Origin of the sequence: Bisbaumannia pacifica (assembly GCF_007989625.1) — a bacterium.
Taxonomy (GTDB): domain Bacteria; phylum Pseudomonadota; class Gammaproteobacteria; order Pseudomonadales; family Halomonadaceae; genus Bisbaumannia; species Bisbaumannia pacifica.
The window spans coordinates 1-15,789 of the sequence record NZ_BJUK01000001.1 but is presented as its reverse complement, the minus strand read 5'-3'; the positions used below and the strand labels follow the sequence as shown (position 1 = coordinate 15,789).

Genomic DNA, 15,789 nt, shown 5'->3' with positions numbered 1-15,789 from the left:
AGGGGAGAGGGAGAAGCCCAGGAGAGACACCGAGGAGGATGAGGATGCGTATCGGAGAGCTGGCCCGCCAGAGCGGTTGCGGGGTGGAGACCCTTCGCTACTACGAGCGGGAGGGGCTCCTGCCGGCGCCGGCCCGCAGCGCCGCCAACTACCGCCAGTATGGCGAGCGCCACGCCGAGCGACTGGCCTTTATTCGTCACTGCCGGGCCCTGGACATGACCCTGGAGGAGATCCGCACCCTGCTGGCCTATCACGACCACCCCGAGCGACCCTGCCACGAGGTCAATGGCCTGATCGATGCCCACTTGGCGCATGTGGCGGCGCGGATTCGCCAGCTCCAGGCCCTGGAGACGGCCCTGGTGACGCTGCGGGCACGCTGCAACGGCGAGGCCGAGGCCGAGGCCTGCGGGATACTCCGCGAACTCTCGCGGCCCCTGGGCGAGGACGAGCTACCCGACCCGGGGGAGGGCGCCCACCTGCCGGGTGCCCATGGGTAAGCGAACGGACAAAAAAAGCCCCCGGTCGTGGCCGGGGGCGTGGGGCGGTGGCGCGCTTACTCCTCGCCGAAGTAGCGCTGGTAGATCTCGTCGTAGGTGCCGTTCTCGCGCAGGGTGGCCAGGGCCTCGTTGAAGCGCTCGGCCAGGGCCTCATCACGCTGACGGAAGGCGATGCCGAAACCGTCGCCGAAGTACTCCTTGGGCTCGGTGATCATCTCGCCCACCACGACGTAGTCGCGCTCTTCGCTATCCAGCAGGGTGGACTTGCCCACCGGGTAATCGAGGAAGACGATGTCCAGGCGCTCGGCCTCCATGTCCAGCACCATGTCGTCGGCGGTGGAGTAGCGGCTGATGCTGGCCACGTCGCCGAACAGGTCGGTGACATAGTTGTCCTGCAGGGTGCCGCGCTGCACGCCGATGGCCATGCCCTCCAGGGAGTCGATGTCACTCTCCGCCGGGGCGAACCAGGCGCTGGGCGGGGTGAAGTAGGGGTCGGAGAAGCGTACGGTCTGGCGACGCTCGTCGTTGATGGTCATGGACGACATGATGGCGTCGTAGTTGCGCGACATCAGGCCGGGGATGATGCCGTCCCACTCCTGGACGATCCATTCGCAGGTGATGCCGATCTCTTCGCAGAGGGCGTTGCCCAGGTCGATATCGAAGCCGGTCAGCTCGCCGCTGGGCAGGCGATACTCCATGGGCTCGTAGGGCACGTCGACGCCGAAGCGCACGTGGTCATAGTCGCGGGCCTGGGCGGTGCCGGCGACCAGGGCGGCGCCGAGGATGGAGACAGTCAGCAGTTTTTTCATGGTGCGTTTTCCTGTTGTTCTAGAGGATTGAACCGGAATAGCGATCAAGGCCAAGGTAGCGCAGCTTGATGACTCCCGGAAGGGGGCCACGGCCAATTTCCCAACGTTTGTTTGACGCCGGCCGAGGCCGGCGAGTTCAGGCCGGCTTGAGGTGAGCCAGCAGGCGTTTCTCCAGGAAGCGGAAGAAGTAGAGGATGGCGAAGGTCAGGCAGAGGTAGATCGCCGCGACGAAGAGGAAGGCCTCGAAGGGGGCGTAGTAGCGCGCATAGACGAAGCGGGCCGCCCCGGTGAGGTCCATCAGGGTCACCACGCTGGCGATGGCGCTGGCGTGGAGCATGAAGATCACCTCGTTGCCGTAGGCCGGCAGGGCGCGGCGAAAGGCGCTGGGCAGGATGATACGACGCATCATCAGCGCCTGGGACATGCCATAGGCCCGGGCCGCCTCGATCTCGCCCCTGGGGGTCGCCTTGATGGCGCCGCGGAAGATCTCGGTGGTGTAAGCCGCGGTGTTGAGGGTGAAGGCGATCAGCGCCGGGTAGAAGGCCTCGCGCAGCATCGGCCACAGGAAGGTCTCCTGAATGCCGTCGAAGAACACCACCCCGTAGTAGATCAGGTAGAGCTGGATCAGCAGTGGCGTGCCGCGGAACACATAGGTGTAGGCGTAGATCGGCAGGCTGATCCAGCGCCGCCCGGAGCTGCGCCCGATGGCCAGGGGGACCGCCAGCACCAGGCCGGCCAGCAGCGACAGGAAGACCAGTTGGGTGGTGGTCACCAGGCCTTCCCAGTAGTAGCCGAGGGTCTGGGGGGTGAAGATCAGGTTGTCGGATAGCAGCTCGTTGAGCCAGGTCGTGAGTTCCATGTTCAGTGCTCCCCGAAGCCGACGTTGTAGCGTTTCTGCAGGCGGGCGAAGGCCCACTCGGAGACGCTGGCGATCATGAGGTAGATGACGGCGACCGGGATCAGGAAGGTGAAGGGCTCATGGGTGGCCCGGGAGGCCTCGGCGGCGACCCGTACCATGTCCGAGAGCCCGATCACCGAGACCAGGGCGGTGGTCTTGAGCAGCACCATCCAGTTGTTGGAGAGTCCCGGCAGGGCGTGGCGCATCATCTGCGGGAAGCGGATGCGCCGGAACACCAGCCAGTTGCTCATGCCGTAGGCCTTGCCCGCCTCGATCTGGCCATGCTCCACGGCCAGGAAGGCGCCGCGAAAGGTCTCGCACATATAGGCGCCGAAGATGAAGCCGATGGTCAGCACCCCGGCGGCGAAGGCGTTGAGATTGATAAACAGATCGATGCCGGTGCGGTCGTAGAGCAGGTCGGTGAGCAGGTTGAGGCCCATCTGGCCGCCGAAGAACAGCAGCAGCATTAGCACCAGGTCCGGCACCCCGCGAATCACGGTGGTATAGAGGGTGGCGGTCTTGTGCAGCAGCCAGCTGCGGGACATCTTGGCACTGGCCGCCAGCAGTCCCAGCACCAGGGCCAGCAGCAGCGACAACAGCGCCAGTTGAAGGGTCACCCCGGCGCCTTCCAGCAGCCGTGGGCCATAGCCGTGCAGATCTAGCATGATCGTCTCCCGCTCAGTACTTGGGCGCCAGGAACTGCTTCAGGCGCGGCGATTGCGGGTTGTTGAGCACGTCCTGGGGCGCGCCGGCCTCTTCCACCAGGCCCTCGTGGAGGTAGATCACCTGGCTGGAGACGTCCCGGGCGAAGCTCATCTCGTGGGTCACCACCACCATGGTGCGGCCTTCCTCGGCCAGGTCGCGCATCACCTTGAGCACGTCCCCCACCAGCTCCGGGTCCAGCGCCGAGGTGGGCTCGTCGAAGAGCATCACTTCCGGGTCCATGGCCAGGGCCCGGGCGATGGCGCCGCGCTGCTGCTGGCCACCGGACATCTGCGCCGGGTAGGCGTTGGCGCGATGGGAGAGGCCGACCCGTTCGAGCAAGGCATGGGCCTGGTCGATGGCCTCCTTCTTGGGCTTGCCGAGCACATTCACCGGGGCCTCGATGATGTTCTCCAGTAGGGTCATGTGCGACCAGAGATTGAAGCCCTGGAAGACCATGGAGAGCTTGGCGCGCATGCGCACCACCTGCTTCCAGTCGGCGGGCTCGCGACCATGCTTGGTCTGCTTGAAGCGGATCTCCTCGCCATGCACGATCAGGTCGCCCTCGTCGGGCTGCTCCAGCAGGTTCATGCAGCGCAGGAAGGTACTCTTGCCGGAGCCGGAGGCCCCGATCAGGGTGATGACGTCGCCCTGCTTGGCTTGCAGGGAGAGGCCCTTGAGGACCTCGGTGTCGCCGAAGCGTTTCTTGATATTACGAACTTCCAGCGGTAACGGCGTTGCGGCCATAACTCGGCTCCAGGTCGGGATGGCCATCCGGGGATGGCGATTTCAGCATGGCGGATGCGAAAGGCTGGCGATTCTACCAGCCTGGGCATCCCCTGACAGAGTGCGGTCGAGTCGGCGCTATACGACTTTCGTCTAGGTGTGGGGCGGGGTGCATGAATGCTTATCCTCTAACTTATTGTTGTAAATGGAATTAATTTTCCAAATTCTTGCGTTTTTCTAGCGTTAATCGCTGCCCTCCGGTACCGGGCCGGGCTTCACCAGCAGGGCGGCCCGGGCGCCGACCTCCACGTTGGCATTGGGGAAGACCACCGCCAGGGGCGTGTCGCCGACCCGGAAGTCGCCGGCCTCGCCATCGCTGGCCAGCAGGCTGCCTGGGGCGAATTCGGTGAAGTTGGCGGTCTCGTCGGCGAAGTGCAGGCAAAAGTCCCGGGAGCGGCGCATCAATTCGTGCTCGACCCGGAAGAAGGCCATGGCGGCGGGGGCTTGCCCCGGGGGCTCGCGGCCCTCGATCAGGGCCTCCAGCAGGCCGCGCATGGGGCGCAGGGCCACCAGGTCGTTGCCGCCGAAGGGCGCCACCTTGCCCAGCTCCAGGGTGAAGGCCTGGGCGCCGTGGTAGTGCTTGGAGTAGTGGGAGAAGGTCCAGCTGTGCTGGTGTTGATGCAGTACCGCCTGGAGACCGGCGGCGGCCAGCCAGCGCCATTGCTCGGCAGCGGTGTGGGCCTCGGCATGGGGCTCGACGGCGAAGCGCGGGAAGCGGCTGTCGCGGATGGCGGTATGCAGGTCATAGTGCAGGCGAGGAGCGCCGGCATGGCGGGCGTAGAAGGCATCCACCGCGGCCATCAGGGCGCGGGCCCGGTCGGGCTCGTCGCCCTGGCGGTCCTGGCCGCGCTGGAAGAGGCGGTTGAGGTTGGTGTCGATAAAGCGCTCGCCGGCGCGAATGGCCGGCAGGTTGCCGAGGATCAGCAGGACCGGCGCGCCGAGGCGCAGCTGGCCGGCTTCCAGGCGCGACAGCAACTCTCCCAGCAACTCGATCGGCGCGGTCTCGTTGCCGTGCACGCCCACCGAGATCACGCAGGCCCTGGCCTGGGGCTGGGGCTGGCTGGGCAGCAGCTCGAGGACGCCCGGTTCCCACTGCCGATAGTGGCCGAAGGGCAGCCGCCCTTCGGTATCGGGGACCCGTTCGGCGAGGGTGAGATCGATCCATTGACTGAGCATAGGGCGCCTTCTGTACTTGCCGTTCCGTGTCGGCACCATCACCAGCTTTGCTGGCGACGACAAGCGTCGGGGTCGAGGCGATGAAAAAGCCGGTGCCATCCTGTAACTCCCGGCCCCTCAGCGGTAGGGGGCACAGGCGTCGCCCTGTTCCACCTCGATCAGCGCCTCGACGGGGAAATCCAGGGCGGCGGCCTCGTCGACCAGGGCCGCGTAGGTGGCGGCATCCAGCGTCGGCGTACGGGCCAGGATCCACAGGTAGTCGCGGTTGGGGCCTGCCACCAGCGACCATCGATAGTCGTCATCCAGGGCCAGGACGTTATAGCCGCCATAGAAGGGGCCGAAGAAGCTGACCTTGAGGCGTCCCCGGTCCACGGCCCCCACCGGCTCGGCGCGCCCCTCGGCCTCGTCGACTTCGCCGCTGTCGAGATCGACGCCGCGGTTGCGCACGCGGATCTGCCCATCCTCGCGGAGGGCGTAGTCGGCGGTCACGCAGTCCAGGCCTCGCTCGAAGCGATGATCCAGACGGGCGATCTCGTACCAGGTGCCCAGGTAGCGCTCCAGGTCGAAGTCGGAGACCGCCTGGGTCCCGGTGGGCAGACCGGTGCAGCCGACCAGCGGTAGCAGAACGGCGAGGCAGGGCAGAAGGCGTGGCATGGCAGGGCTCTCGTTCCAGGGTGACCAAGGCAGCATAGGGGGCGCGGCGGCGTTCTTCTAGACGGTAGGGGCCGTTGACACTCGAGAGCGCCCATGCAGAAAGGGGGCCGGAAGGACCTACTGCCCACTACGATGCCCTGGCCGCCAGGATCATTGCGAGTGGCGTGAGCCTAGAGTCGACTGGCGATGGCTCGTCCCAGCGCCTCGGTGGTGCCGGTGCCTCCCACATCCGGTGTCAGGACGCGCCTGTCGCCCTCGGTGAGCACCGCCTCGAAGGCGTCGACGACGGCGTCTGCGGCCTCCCGGTGGCCCAGGTGCTCGAGCAGCATGGCGCCGGACCAGATCTGGCCGATGGGGTTGGCGATGCCCTTGCCGGCGATATCCGGGGCGCTGCCGTGCACTGGCTCGAAGAGGCTGGGGAAGGTCCCCTCGGGGTTGATATTGGCCGAGGGCGCCACGCCGATGGTGCCGGTACAGGCCGGGCCTAGGTCGGAGAGGATATCGCCGAAGAGGTTGCTGGCCACCACCACGTCGAACCAGTCCGGGTGCATCACGAAGTTGGCGGTGAGGATATCGATATGGAACTGGTCCACCGCCACCTCCGGGTAACGCTCGCCCATGGCGGCGACGCGTTCGTCCCACCAGGGCATGGTGATAGCGATGCCGTTGGACTTGGTGGCCGACGTCAGCTTCTTCCTGGGGCGTGAACGGGCCAGCTCATAGGCGAACTTCAGCACCCGGTCGGTGCCGTGGCGGGTCATCACCGTCTCCTGGATGACGATCTCCCGTTCGGTGCCCTCGAACATCCTGCCGCCGACGCTGGAGTACTCCCCCTCGGTGTTCTCGCGCACCACATAGAAGTCGATATCGCCGGGCTCGCGGCCCGCCAGGGGGCTCTGGATGCCGGGCAGCAACCGGCAGGGGCGCAGGTTGATGTACTGGTCGAAGCGGCGCCGGAACTGCAGCAGCGAGCCCCACAGGGAGACATGGTCGGGCACCGTCTCGGGCCAGCCCACGGCGCCGTAGAAGAGGGCGTCGAAGTCCTTGAGGGTCTCGAACCAGTCGTCGGGCAGCATCTGGCCGTGCTCGAGGTAGTAGTCGCAGCTGGCGAAGTCGAAGGCCTCGAGTTCCAGGTCGAGGCCGAAGCGCCGTGCCGCCGCCTCGAGGACGCGTACGCCCTCGGGCATGACCTCCTTGCCGATACCGTCGCCGGGAATTATCGCGATACGTTGTGCCATACCGGGCTGCTCTCCGAGTGGTCAAATGTCGCTAGTCTAGCAGGCCCTCCGGCCCGGGAGGACGGCCCCTGCGTTGAACATTAGGTCATTATTATTGATCAGAGGTGTGTCGTCGCCGGCCGTCGCCTGGTCGGGGGCTCGCCTCGACTATCTTGAACGGCAGAGCCCCCCGGCGCATGTCGCCGCGGCCGACCCTCGTCGTTGCGTCCCTGGGAGACTGCCCGTGAAGGTGATGATGTTCACCAATACCTACCAGCCCATCGTGGGGGGCGTCAGCGAGTCGGTGCTGCGCCTGACCCGCCGCCTACAGGCCCAGGGTCACCGGGTGCGGGTGGTGGCGCCACGCCTGACGGGGCAGCCCGAGGCGGAACCAGACGTGGTGCGGGTGGCCGCCGTGCAGCACTTCAACGGCAGCGATTTCTCCCTGCCGGTGCCGATTCCCGGCCGGCTCCACGAGGCGATCGAGGCCTTCGAGCCGGATATCCTGCATTCCCATCATCCCTTCCTGCTGGGCGATACCGCGGCCCGGGCCGCCGAGACCTATGGCCTGCCGCTGGTCTTTACCCATCACACCCTCTACGAACACTACACCCACTATGTGCCTGGCGACTCGCCGCGCATGCGGCGTTTCGCCATCGCCCTGGCTACGCAATACACCCGCCTCTGCGACGAGGTGATCGCCCCCAGCGAGAGCATTCGCGACCTGCTGCTGGAGCGTGGCGCCAATCCCCACCTCAGCGTGGTGCCCAGTGGCGTCGACACGGCGCGTTTCGCCCGGGGCCGGGGCGAAGCGTGGCGGCGGCGCCTGGGGATTCCCGCCTCCGCCCTGGTGGTCGGGCACCTGGGGCGCCTGGCCCGGGAGAAGAACCTCGACTTCCTCGGCGAGGCCCTGGCCCAGGCCCTGGTGCGGGAGCCGCGCCTGCATGCCCTGGTGGTGGGCGAGGGGGAGGCACGGCAGGGCCTCGAGGCGAGCGCCGTGCGCCGGGAGGTGGCGGGGCGGCTGCATTTCACCGGGGGCCTGCAGGGCCAGGCGCTGATCGATGCCTACCACGCCATGGATCTCTTCGCCTTCGCCTCCCATAGCGAGACCCAGGGCATGGTGCTGGTGGAAGCCATGGCCGCCGGCCTGCCGGTGGTGGCCGTGGATGCGCCCGGAGTGCGCGAGGTGGTGGTCTCCGGGCACAACGGCCGGTTGCTGGCCGAGGACGACGCCGAGGCCATGGCGACGGCCCTGCTGGCGCTGAGCGAGCCGGCGTCACGAGATCCTCTGCGGGAGGGCGCCCTGACCACGGCGGCGGCCTATGACGAGGCATGCTGCGCCGAGCGCTGCCTGGCGGTCTACCGCCGCGCCATCGCCCGGGGCGGCCCCTTTACCCGCGCCGACGAGAACGGCTGGCAATGGATGCGCCACCGCCTGGAGGCCGAGTGGCGGATGCTGCGCCACCGGGGGCGGGTGCTGGGACAACTGGTGCAGACGGAGTGGGACCGGGAGCGTCCCGCCTGGTGGCCAGGCGAAGAGGAGGACAAGATAGAGCCGAAATAGGGCGCTCAGCGCCGCCGGCGCCGCTCCGCCCAGCGCTTCAGCCCCGCCAGCAGGGCGAGGCCGGCGAGCAGGCCGAGGCCGCCCCAGAGCAGCTCCTGACGGCTCTCGGCGGTAAGCAGCTGGCCCAGTTGGCTGCCCAGCAGGGTGACCCCGGCGAGCCCCGGGACGATGCCCAGGGTGGAGCCGATCAGGTAGTCGCGAAAGCGCAGCCGGAAGGCGCCCGCCAGCATATTGGTCAGGGTGAAGGGGGCCAGGGGCAGCAGGTTGATCAGCGTCATGGTGCGGATGCCGCGCCGCGACAGGTAGCGGGAAAGGCCGCGCAGGCGTGGGCCGCCGTGGCGCAGCAGCGCCTCGCGGCCCAGGCGGCGACCCACCCACCAGGTCAGCGCCGAGGCCGCCAGGGTGCCGGCCATGGCATAGGCGAAGCCCCACCAGGGGCCGAACAGCAGGCCGGTGACCGCCACCAGTAGGCTCAGCGGGAACATCACCAGACAGGCGCCGGCATAGATCGCCATCAGCGTGGGCAGCGCCCAGGGACTGTCGCGCCAGGCCAAGCCGCCCCGGGCCAGGGCCTCCAGGCGCGCCGCCTCGAGCAGGCCGCTATGGGCCAGCCATTGCCAGGCGAGCCCCAGGGCGACCAGCGCCACCAGCAGCAGGGGCAGCACCAGGCGGCGGCTCATGGGCTCGGCGCCTCGCTCCGGGGTAGCCGGGCCAAGGGGTCCTGACGGAAGTAGTCGCGCAGCAGGCCGTAGAGGCCGGGATAGGCCTGGCTCAGGGTGTCCGGGGCGGTGAAGAAATACTCGCAGCAGACCGCGAAGCACTCGCCGGGATGGCTTCCGGCGTAGTCGTCGATGGGCGTGGCCTCGCCACGCGTCAGGCGCGCCTGGAGATCGTCCCAGACGGCGGTGAATTCGCGGTGCCAGGCTTTCGGGTCGATGTCGCGGGGCAGCGGCGGGAAGCCATCCACATCCTGGGAGTTGCCCAGGTCGAGCTTATGGGCCAGCTCGTGGATCAGCACGTTGAAGCCCGAGAAGTCGCCGCTCTCCATCAGGTCCGGGTAGGCCACCACCACCGGGCCCTGGTAGGAGGTCTCGCCGGCCCGCTCGTCGTCGTATTCGTGCATCACCCCGACCTCGTCCATCTCCTCGACCCGGCGCTGGAAGGCCTCGGGGAGGACCAGGATCTCGTGGACATTGGCGAAGGCCTCCCGGTGCTCGGCCTGCGACCAGCCCAGGGTCAGCAGGCAGGCCTGGGCGGCCAGGGCCAGTCGGGCGGGGAGGTCGAAGGGCGTCGTCGCGGCGAGCTCGGGGTGCAGGCTCAAGCGCTTGTGGTGGGCGAAGTGCCAGGCGCGCCGCCCCAGCAGCTCGGCCTCGGATTCACTCAAGGCGGCGAGCAGCGGCAGCCGCGCCCGGGCCTCGGCCCAGGCGGCGGCGGGGAAGGGGTGGCGGGTCGCGAAGCGCCGCTCCCGCCACTGGCGTAGCCGCCCGAGCATGGCCTCAGGCCTCCTCCTGCCGGCCCCCGGACTTCCAGCTCCAGTCGCGCAGGCGCAGGTCGAAGAGGTCCTTGCGGCGATCCTTGAGGTTGGTCACCGAGCCCTCGTTGCGCACCACGGTGAGGCGAGTCAGGTCCAGGTCCGAGAACATGATCATCTCGGTGTTGGGGGTGGTCTCCGCCAGCACGGCGTCGTGGGGGAAGGCGAAGTCGGAGGGCGAGAACACCGAGGACTGGGCGTACTGGATGTCCAGGTTCTCGATAGAGGGCACGTTGCCGACGCTGCCGCACAGCACCACGTAGCACTCGTTCTCGATGGCCCGTGCCTGGGCGCAGTGGCGGACCCGCAGGTAGCCGTTCTTGGTGTCGGTCCAGAAGGGCACGAAGAGGATATCCATGTCCTGCTCGGCGAGCAGCCGGGAGAGCTCGGGGAACTCCACGTCGTAACAGATCTGGATGCCTACCCGGCCGGCGTCGGTATCGAAGACGCGCAGCTCGTCGCCGCCCTCGATCACCCAGTCACGGCGTTCCTGGGGGGTGATATGCAGCTTGTGCTGGCGCTCCAGGGTGCCGTCCCGGTGGCACAGGTAGCTGACGTTGTAGAGGTGGTCGTCCTCCCCCGCCTCGATCATCGAGCCGGCGATGATATTGATGTTATAGGCCACCGCCATGCGCGACAGCTCGGCCTTGAACTGCTCGGTGAAGCCGGCCAGGAAACGGATGGCGGCCATCTGGTCCTGCTGGGCGGCGCGGTCTTGGAGGCCCATCAGCGGGGCATTGAAGAGCTCCGGGAAGACCGCGAAATCGCTCTGGTAGCCGGACAGGGCGTCGACGAAGTACTCCACCTGTTGGAGCACCGATTCCACCGAGTCGAACTCGCGCATCTGCCACTGCACGGCGCCCACCCGCACCTGGGTCCTGCGGCTCTCGAGCACCCGCTCGGCGGGCTCGAAGAGGATATTGTTCCACTCCAGCAGGGTGGCGAAGCCCTGAGACTTCTCGTCTTCCGGCAGGTACTTGCGCAGCAGCCGCTTGACCTGGAAGTCGTTGGCCAGCTGGAAGGAGAGGATGGGGTCGTGGAGCTCGCGGCGGGCCACCTTGTCGATGTACTCGCTGGGGGAGAGCTCCTCGGCGTACTCGTGGTACTGGGGAATGCGTCCCCCGGCGAGGATCGCCCGCAGGTTCATCGAGCGGCACAGCTCCTTGCGCGCCTCGTAGAGCCGCCGGCCCAGGCGATAGCCCCGGTAGGCCGGGTCGATCAGCACGTCCAGGCCGTACATGGCGTCGCCCTCGGGCTCGTTGAGGATCACCTCCCGGGAGCCGATCAGGTCGTCGTACCGGTGGGGGTTGGAGAAGGTGTCGTAGTCCACCAGGGCGGTGAGGGCCACGCCGACGATCACCTCGTCGTCCTCGATCACCAGCTGGCCATCGGGGAACTCCTGCACCAGCCTGTCGATGGTGAGCTTGGGCCAGGCCCCGCCGATATCGTCATAGACCTTGTCCATCAGCGTCTTGAGCTGGGGATAGTCCTCCACGGTCAGGTTGCGCAGGTTGAGGTGCAGTTCGTCGAGGGACATGGCGGCGGCTCCTGAGCGGGGGGAATTAGGCGGAGTCTAACACGGCCGCCGCGGCTCGCCGCGAGCCACGGCGGCTGTCTCCGGAGGGGCGCGCAGCGGCCGGGTCAAAGTCTGGGCCATCAGCACCCCGGCCAGCGTCAGGCCGCCCCCCAGCAGGTGGTGGGGGCCCAGGCGCTCGCCGAGGAAGGCCATGGCGATCAGGGCGCTGAACAGCGGCATCAGGTTGATAAAGATGCTCGCCTTGCTGGCGCCGATCTGGCCGATGGCGCGCATCCACAGGAAGGTGGTGATGATGGAGGCGGGGATGCCGGCATAGAGGATCAGCCAGACATTGCCGCTATCCACCGGGGTCATGGGGCCGAGCAGGTAGCTCGGCAACAGCAGCAGCACCGCGAAACAGATCTGCGCATAGAGCAGCACCCAGGGCGAGAGCCCCAGGGACCAGCGCCTGAGCATCACCCCGTAGGCGGCGTAGCAGGTGGCGGCCACCACCATCAGCGCGTCGCCCTTGGCCACCTCCAGGGCCAACAGGCTACGTGGGTCACCCTGGCCCAGCAGCACCAGTACCCCGAACAGGGCGATCACCCCGCCGATCACGCCGCCCAGGCTGGGCGGCTCGCGCAGGATCAGGGCGCTGAGCAGCACGGTGAGCAGCGGCACCATGGCGGCGAGGATGCCCATATTGGTGGCGCTGGTGGTCTCGGCGGCCATATAGGCCAGGCCCTGCCAGAGCCCCATGCCCAGGGCACCCAGCACGGCGAGCTTGGGCCACTCGCGGCGGATGATGGCCCGGGCCCGCCAGGCGGCGGGCAGCAGGAAGGGGGTGAGGACGAGCAGGGCCAGCAGCCAGCGCAAGAAGGCGATGGAGCTGGGGGCGATGGCGCCCACGCTGAGCTGGTTGATGGTCATATTGCCGGACCAGATCAGCACGGTGCCCAGCGGCGGCAGCAGGTAGAGCAGGGGCATGGGAGACCTCGGCGGTGTGGGAACCTTCGGGCTATCTACTTATTAGTTAGGTGGCAAATGATACCCGCCCGGTGATGAGGAGGCGAATTGGTCCGCCGAGACCACGTCTAGTTTGGTCATCGTTCGCCGTTTTTGCGTAAAGAACCCGAGGCGTCACGCAGGACACATCGATGGGGAGATAGCGAAACGCCCCCGCTGCCTGGCAGCGGGGGCGTTTCGCTATCTCGATGGGTGGGGCAGGCTTAGATAATGGCGGCGATGCCCGCCTTGGCCACCTGGGCGTCCTGGTCGGACTTGACCCCGGAGACGCCCACGGCGCCGATCACCTGGCCGTCGACGAGTACCGGCACGCCGCCCTCCAGCAGTCCTTCCAGGGGGGCGGAGAGGAAGGCCGTGCGCCCCCCGTTGATCATGTCTTCGAAGACCCGGGTTTCCTTGTGGCTCAGCGCCGCGGTGCGAGCCTTCTGGGCGCTGACCATGGCGGTCATGGGGGCGGCACCGTCCAGGCGGCGCAGGCCCAACAGCTCGCCGCTGTCATCGGCGATGGCGACGGTGATGCGCCAGTCGTTGGCCTGCGCTTCACGCTGCGCGGCGTCGAGGATGGCGTTGACCTCCTTGAGTCCGAGTACGTTCTTGGTCTGCATGTTTGAGTCTCCTTGGAGTTATCGAAGTTGAGAATGGCATGGGTCACCGGAAATTGTTGGGGTGGCTCCCTAGGCCGCGCATAAAGGGAGCTGACCTGAAATTATTTGGTGGAAATTATTTCCAATGTACACGCTTGGGAGGGGAATGCCAGTCATGGGAAGGCGCATTTCGGTCCCCCGGGGCGGGGAAGGCTGCGACCGATAGTCGCGGATGGGATTGGTGTTTAGTTAACTAATTTTTCCGCCCGGGATGGCGACGCCCAGGTGGCCAGGATAGGCTGGAATCGATGACGCATCTTCGGCAATCGGCGATATCAGGAGGCAACGATGACGCGATGGCTCTATGACCTGCGCGGTCGCGACGAGCGGCTGCGATTTTCCCCCTACTGCTGGCGGATCAAGTACGCCCTGGCCCATAAGGGGCTCGACTACCAGACGCGGCCCTGGTGCTACCGGGACAAGGAGGCGCTGACCTTCTCCGGCCAGGGGGCGGTGCCGGTGCTGGTGGATGGCGAGACGGTGATCAGCGACAGCTATGAGATCCTGCGCTATCTGGATCGCACCTATCCCCAGGCGCCCTTGCTGGGGGAGGGGCCGGCCGAGGCCCGGGCGCGCTTCTTCAAGCACTACGCGGAGCGGGCCCTGGCGCCGGCCATCATGCGCACCCTGATCATGGACCTCTATCAGGCGGTGGACCCCGGCGATCGGGACTACTTCCGCGCCAGTCGGGAGAAGCGCTTCGGGCGCAGCCTGGAGGAGTTCCATTCGCCGGTGCAGGGGCTGGCGCAGCTCGATCGGGCCCTGGAGCCGCTGCGCGGCCAACTCGAGGCGAGTGACTATCTGGACGGGGCGGCCCCGGCGGCGGCCGATTACCTGGTCTTCGGCGCCTTTCTCTGGGCCCGCTGCGTCTCCAATGCCGATCTGGTCTCCAACGCCGACCCGGTGCATGCCTGGGTCGAGCGGATGCTGGACCTCCACGACGGCCTGGGGCGTCGGGCCCTGCGGGTCAGCGACCTGGACGATGCCTACCGCTGATACCGGGAGCCCATGGAACTCGGCCGCCACGGCCGCGTATCAGGGCCAGGTCTTCGGCGCCTTTCTCTGGGCCCGCTGCGTCTCCAATGCCGATTTGGTCTCCAACGCCGACCCGGTGCATGCCCGGGCCGGCGGAACCTCGGTGAGCGCTGCCCCGCCGTCGTGGGGTGCCTCGTCGCGCCAGGCCGCCGGTACCTGCTGGCGCAGGAAGTCGAGCAGGGCGGTCACCTTGCGCGGCTGGCGACCATAGGGGTAGAGCAGGCTCACCGCCAGGCTGGGAGGCTGCCACTCCGGCAGGCAGAGGCTCAGTTCGCCGGGATGGTGCGCCTCGCGGCCCGCCGCCAACCAGTTGGGAATCACGCCCAGTCCCTGGCCTCGGGCGATGGCGTCGATATGCAGGGTGCTCTGATCGACCCTCAGCCGCGAGTGGGGGGGCGTGAAACGGTACTCGCCCTGGTGGGGGTGTTGCAGGAGCAGGCCGGCCTGAGTCGTCCCCAGCAGGTCGACCCAGGCGTGACCGGCCAGCTCCCGGGGGTGGCGTGGGGTGCCATGGCGGCGCAGATAGTCGGGGTGGGCATAGAGCCCCTGGGTGAGGCGGCCCAGGGTTTCCTGACGTAGACCGCATTCGTCGAGTGGGCCCAGCCAGACCCAGATGGCATCCTCGTCGGGCCCTGATGGCGGCGCGGCGGGGTGGCCCAGGGTCAGTCGAATGCCGGGGTGGCGTGCCAGGAAGGCATCCATATGGCGGGCCAGCCAGGCGCGTGCCAGGGCCTGATGGACCTTCACCGTGACTCGGCCGCTGACCTCCTCGCGCAGCTCGTCCAGGCGACGCTGCCCCTGCTCGGCCAGGTCCAGGATCTGCCGACAGTAGTCATGGAACAGCAGCCCGGCCTCGGTGGGAATCAGCCGGTTGGCCTGGCGGCGCAGCAGGGGCTGGCCCAGGCGCGCCTCCAGCTGGCTGATGCGGCGGCTCAGGGTCGACTTGGCCACCCCCAGCTGCTGGGCGCCGGTGGCGAGGTTGCCATATTCCATCACGATGGCGAAGGCGTGGAGTTCCTGTAGGTCATGCATGGCGGCGCGTCCGACTGGCCAGGGCAAGGGATCCGGCGGCAGTCTCTCATGAAACGTCTTGATTGAAAATTATTATCTAATGAGATCGGGTGTCGTTGGCGTCCTGAGGCGTGTCTCGAGAAGGCGATATTTTCGTTGTTGCACTGCACAAATCGCCTTGCTATGCTGCATCGCAACAGGAGGGATTTTCCTCCGTTGCCCAAGACCACCAGGAGGTGTTCGATGTCGACTTCAAGCTTCGATCAAGCCGCTCAGCAGTTCGATTCCCTGTTCTTCGGCCCGGCGCGTGCCTACGCCGCCCTGAGCCTGGACTACACCGAAAAGCTGGTGGCCGCCCAGTTCGATGCCGTCAAGGCCTATTCCGAGCTGAGCCTGACCCAGGCGCGTGCCGTGCTCGACGTCAAGGATGCCGACGGCCTGCGCAGCTATGTGGAAGGTCAGCAGAAGGTGGCCAAGGACCTGAGCGAGCGCCTCAAGGGCGATGCCGAGAAGGTCGTGGCCATGAACCAGGAATTCCTGCAAGAAGGCCAGAAGCTGGTGGAGGAGAGCGTCAAGAGCGCCTCCAAGGCTAGCGCCACCAGTGCCAAGGCCGCCGCCAAGTAACGGCGCCTCGTGGTTCGGCTCGGGCGATGCCCGGGCCTCGAATGGGCCGCCACCCTCCGGGGTGGCGGCCCATTGCGTCGTGGCCCGCGGCCTTCGGGG

General features: G+C 67.4%; 17 protein-coding genes. 4 read left to right on the top strand and 13 right to left on the bottom strand.

Going from position 1 to position 15,789, the window contains the following annotated elements; translation table 11 throughout:
• Positions 1-44 precede the first annotated feature (44 nt).
• Complete coding sequence (gene cadR, locus HPA02_RS00085; RefSeq protein ID WP_146800622.1) at positions 45-497, top strand: Cd(II)/Pb(II)-responsive transcriptional regulator; 453 nt, start codon at positions 45-47, stop codon at positions 495-497.
• Positions 498-553: 56 nt separating this feature from the next.
• On the opposite strand, the gene HPA02_RS00080 is transcribed toward cadR, so the two are convergent.
• From HPA02_RS00080 to HPA02_RS00050, 7 genes are all read right to left on the bottom strand, one after another.
• Positions 554-1,306 (bottom strand): transporter substrate-binding domain-containing protein, encoded by a 753-nt coding sequence (locus tag HPA02_RS00080; protein WP_146800620.1) that lies wholly within the window; start codon positions 1,304-1,306, stop codon positions 554-556.
• A 136-nt stretch (positions 1,307-1,442) separates the two neighbouring features.
• Positions 1,443-2,165 (bottom strand): ABC transporter permease, encoded by a 723-nt coding sequence (locus tag HPA02_RS00075; protein WP_146800618.1) that lies wholly within the window; start codon positions 2,163-2,165, stop codon positions 1,443-1,445.
• A 2-nt stretch (positions 2,166-2,167) separates the two neighbouring features.
• Positions 2,168-2,869, bottom strand: coding sequence for an ABC transporter permease (locus HPA02_RS00070; RefSeq protein WP_146800616.1), 702 nt, complete (start codon positions 2,867-2,869; stop codon positions 2,168-2,170).
• 13 nt (positions 2,870-2,882) lie between these two features.
• Positions 2,883-3,653 carry an ABC transporter ATP-binding protein gene (locus HPA02_RS00065; protein ID WP_146800614.1) on the bottom strand — a complete coding sequence of 257 codons (771 nt, stop codon included), beginning with the start codon at positions 3,651-3,653 and terminating at the stop codon, positions 2,883-2,885.
• A 222-nt stretch (positions 3,654-3,875) separates the two neighbouring features.
• Complete coding sequence (locus tag HPA02_RS00060) at positions 3,876-4,868, bottom strand: succinylglutamate desuccinylase (protein ID WP_146800611.1); 993 nt, start codon at positions 4,866-4,868, stop codon at positions 3,876-3,878.
• A 117-nt stretch (positions 4,869-4,985) separates the two neighbouring features.
• Positions 4,986-5,522: a lipocalin family protein gene (locus HPA02_RS00055; RefSeq protein ID WP_146800609.1), complete on the bottom strand. Its 537-nt coding sequence runs from the start codon at positions 5,520-5,522 to the stop codon at positions 4,986-4,988.
• A gap of 170 nt (positions 5,523-5,692) precedes the next feature.
• On the bottom strand, positions 5,693-6,760 hold the full coding sequence (locus HPA02_RS00050) for a tartrate dehydrogenase (RefSeq protein ID WP_146800607.1): 1,068 nt from the start codon (positions 6,758-6,760) through the stop codon (positions 5,693-5,695).
• Positions 6,761-6,992: 232 nt separating this feature from the next.
• On the opposite strand from HPA02_RS00050, the gene HPA02_RS00045 reads away from it, so the two are divergent.
• The gene (locus tag HPA02_RS00045) at positions 6,993-8,303 is read left to right on the top strand and encodes a glycosyltransferase (protein ID WP_244945828.1); all 1,311 of its coding nucleotides are present in this window, start codon (positions 6,993-6,995) and stop codon (positions 8,301-8,303) included.
• Positions 8,304-8,308: 5 nt separating this feature from the next.
• Here HPA02_RS00045 and HPA02_RS00040 read toward each other — a convergent pair whose 3' ends face one another.
• The 5 genes from HPA02_RS00040 to HPA02_RS00020 form a co-directional block, all read right to left on the bottom strand.
• Positions 8,309-8,983, bottom strand: coding sequence for a TVP38/TMEM64 family protein (locus tag HPA02_RS00040; protein ID WP_146800605.1), 675 nt, complete (start codon positions 8,981-8,983; stop codon positions 8,309-8,311).
• Positions 8,980-9,795: a M90 family metallopeptidase gene (locus tag HPA02_RS00035; protein ID WP_146800603.1), complete on the bottom strand. Its 816-nt coding sequence runs from the start codon at positions 9,793-9,795 to the stop codon at positions 8,980-8,982. The genes HPA02_RS00040 and HPA02_RS00035 overlap by 4 nt, the downstream gene beginning before the upstream one ends.
• A gap of 4 nt (positions 9,796-9,799) precedes the next feature.
• Entirely contained in the window at positions 9,800-11,371 is a 1,572-nt protein-coding gene (locus HPA02_RS00030) for a bifunctional GNAT family N-acetyltransferase/carbon-nitrogen hydrolase family protein (RefSeq protein ID WP_146800601.1), read from the bottom strand.
• A 36-nt stretch (positions 11,372-11,407) separates the two neighbouring features.
• Positions 11,408-12,337, bottom strand: a complete 930-nt coding sequence (locus HPA02_RS00025) for a DMT family transporter (RefSeq protein WP_146800599.1) — start codon at positions 12,335-12,337, stop codon at positions 11,408-11,410.
• A 242-nt stretch (positions 12,338-12,579) separates the two neighbouring features.
• Entirely contained in the window at positions 12,580-12,981 is a 402-nt protein-coding gene (locus HPA02_RS00020) for a heme-binding protein (RefSeq protein ID WP_146800597.1), read from the bottom strand.
• A gap of 327 nt (positions 12,982-13,308) precedes the next feature.
• Between HPA02_RS00020 and HPA02_RS00015 the strand changes: the two genes are divergently transcribed.
• On the top strand, positions 13,309-14,016 hold the full coding sequence (locus tag HPA02_RS00015; protein ID WP_146800595.1) for a glutathione S-transferase N-terminal domain-containing protein: 708 nt from the start codon (positions 13,309-13,311) through the stop codon (positions 14,014-14,016).
• A gap of 39 nt (positions 14,017-14,055) precedes the next feature.
• On the opposite strand, the gene HPA02_RS00010 is transcribed toward HPA02_RS00015, so the two are convergent.
• Positions 14,056-15,087: a LysR family transcriptional regulator gene (locus tag HPA02_RS00010; protein WP_146800593.1), complete on the bottom strand. Its 1,032-nt coding sequence runs from the start codon at positions 15,085-15,087 to the stop codon at positions 14,056-14,058.
• A 222-nt stretch (positions 15,088-15,309) separates the two neighbouring features.
• Here HPA02_RS00010 and HPA02_RS00005 point away from each other — a divergent pair, with 222 nt between their 5' ends.
• A complete protein-coding gene (locus HPA02_RS00005; protein ID WP_146800591.1) occupies positions 15,310-15,690 on the top strand; it encodes a phasin family protein in 381 nt (126 codons plus the stop codon).
• Positions 15,691-15,789 lie beyond the last annotated feature (99 nt).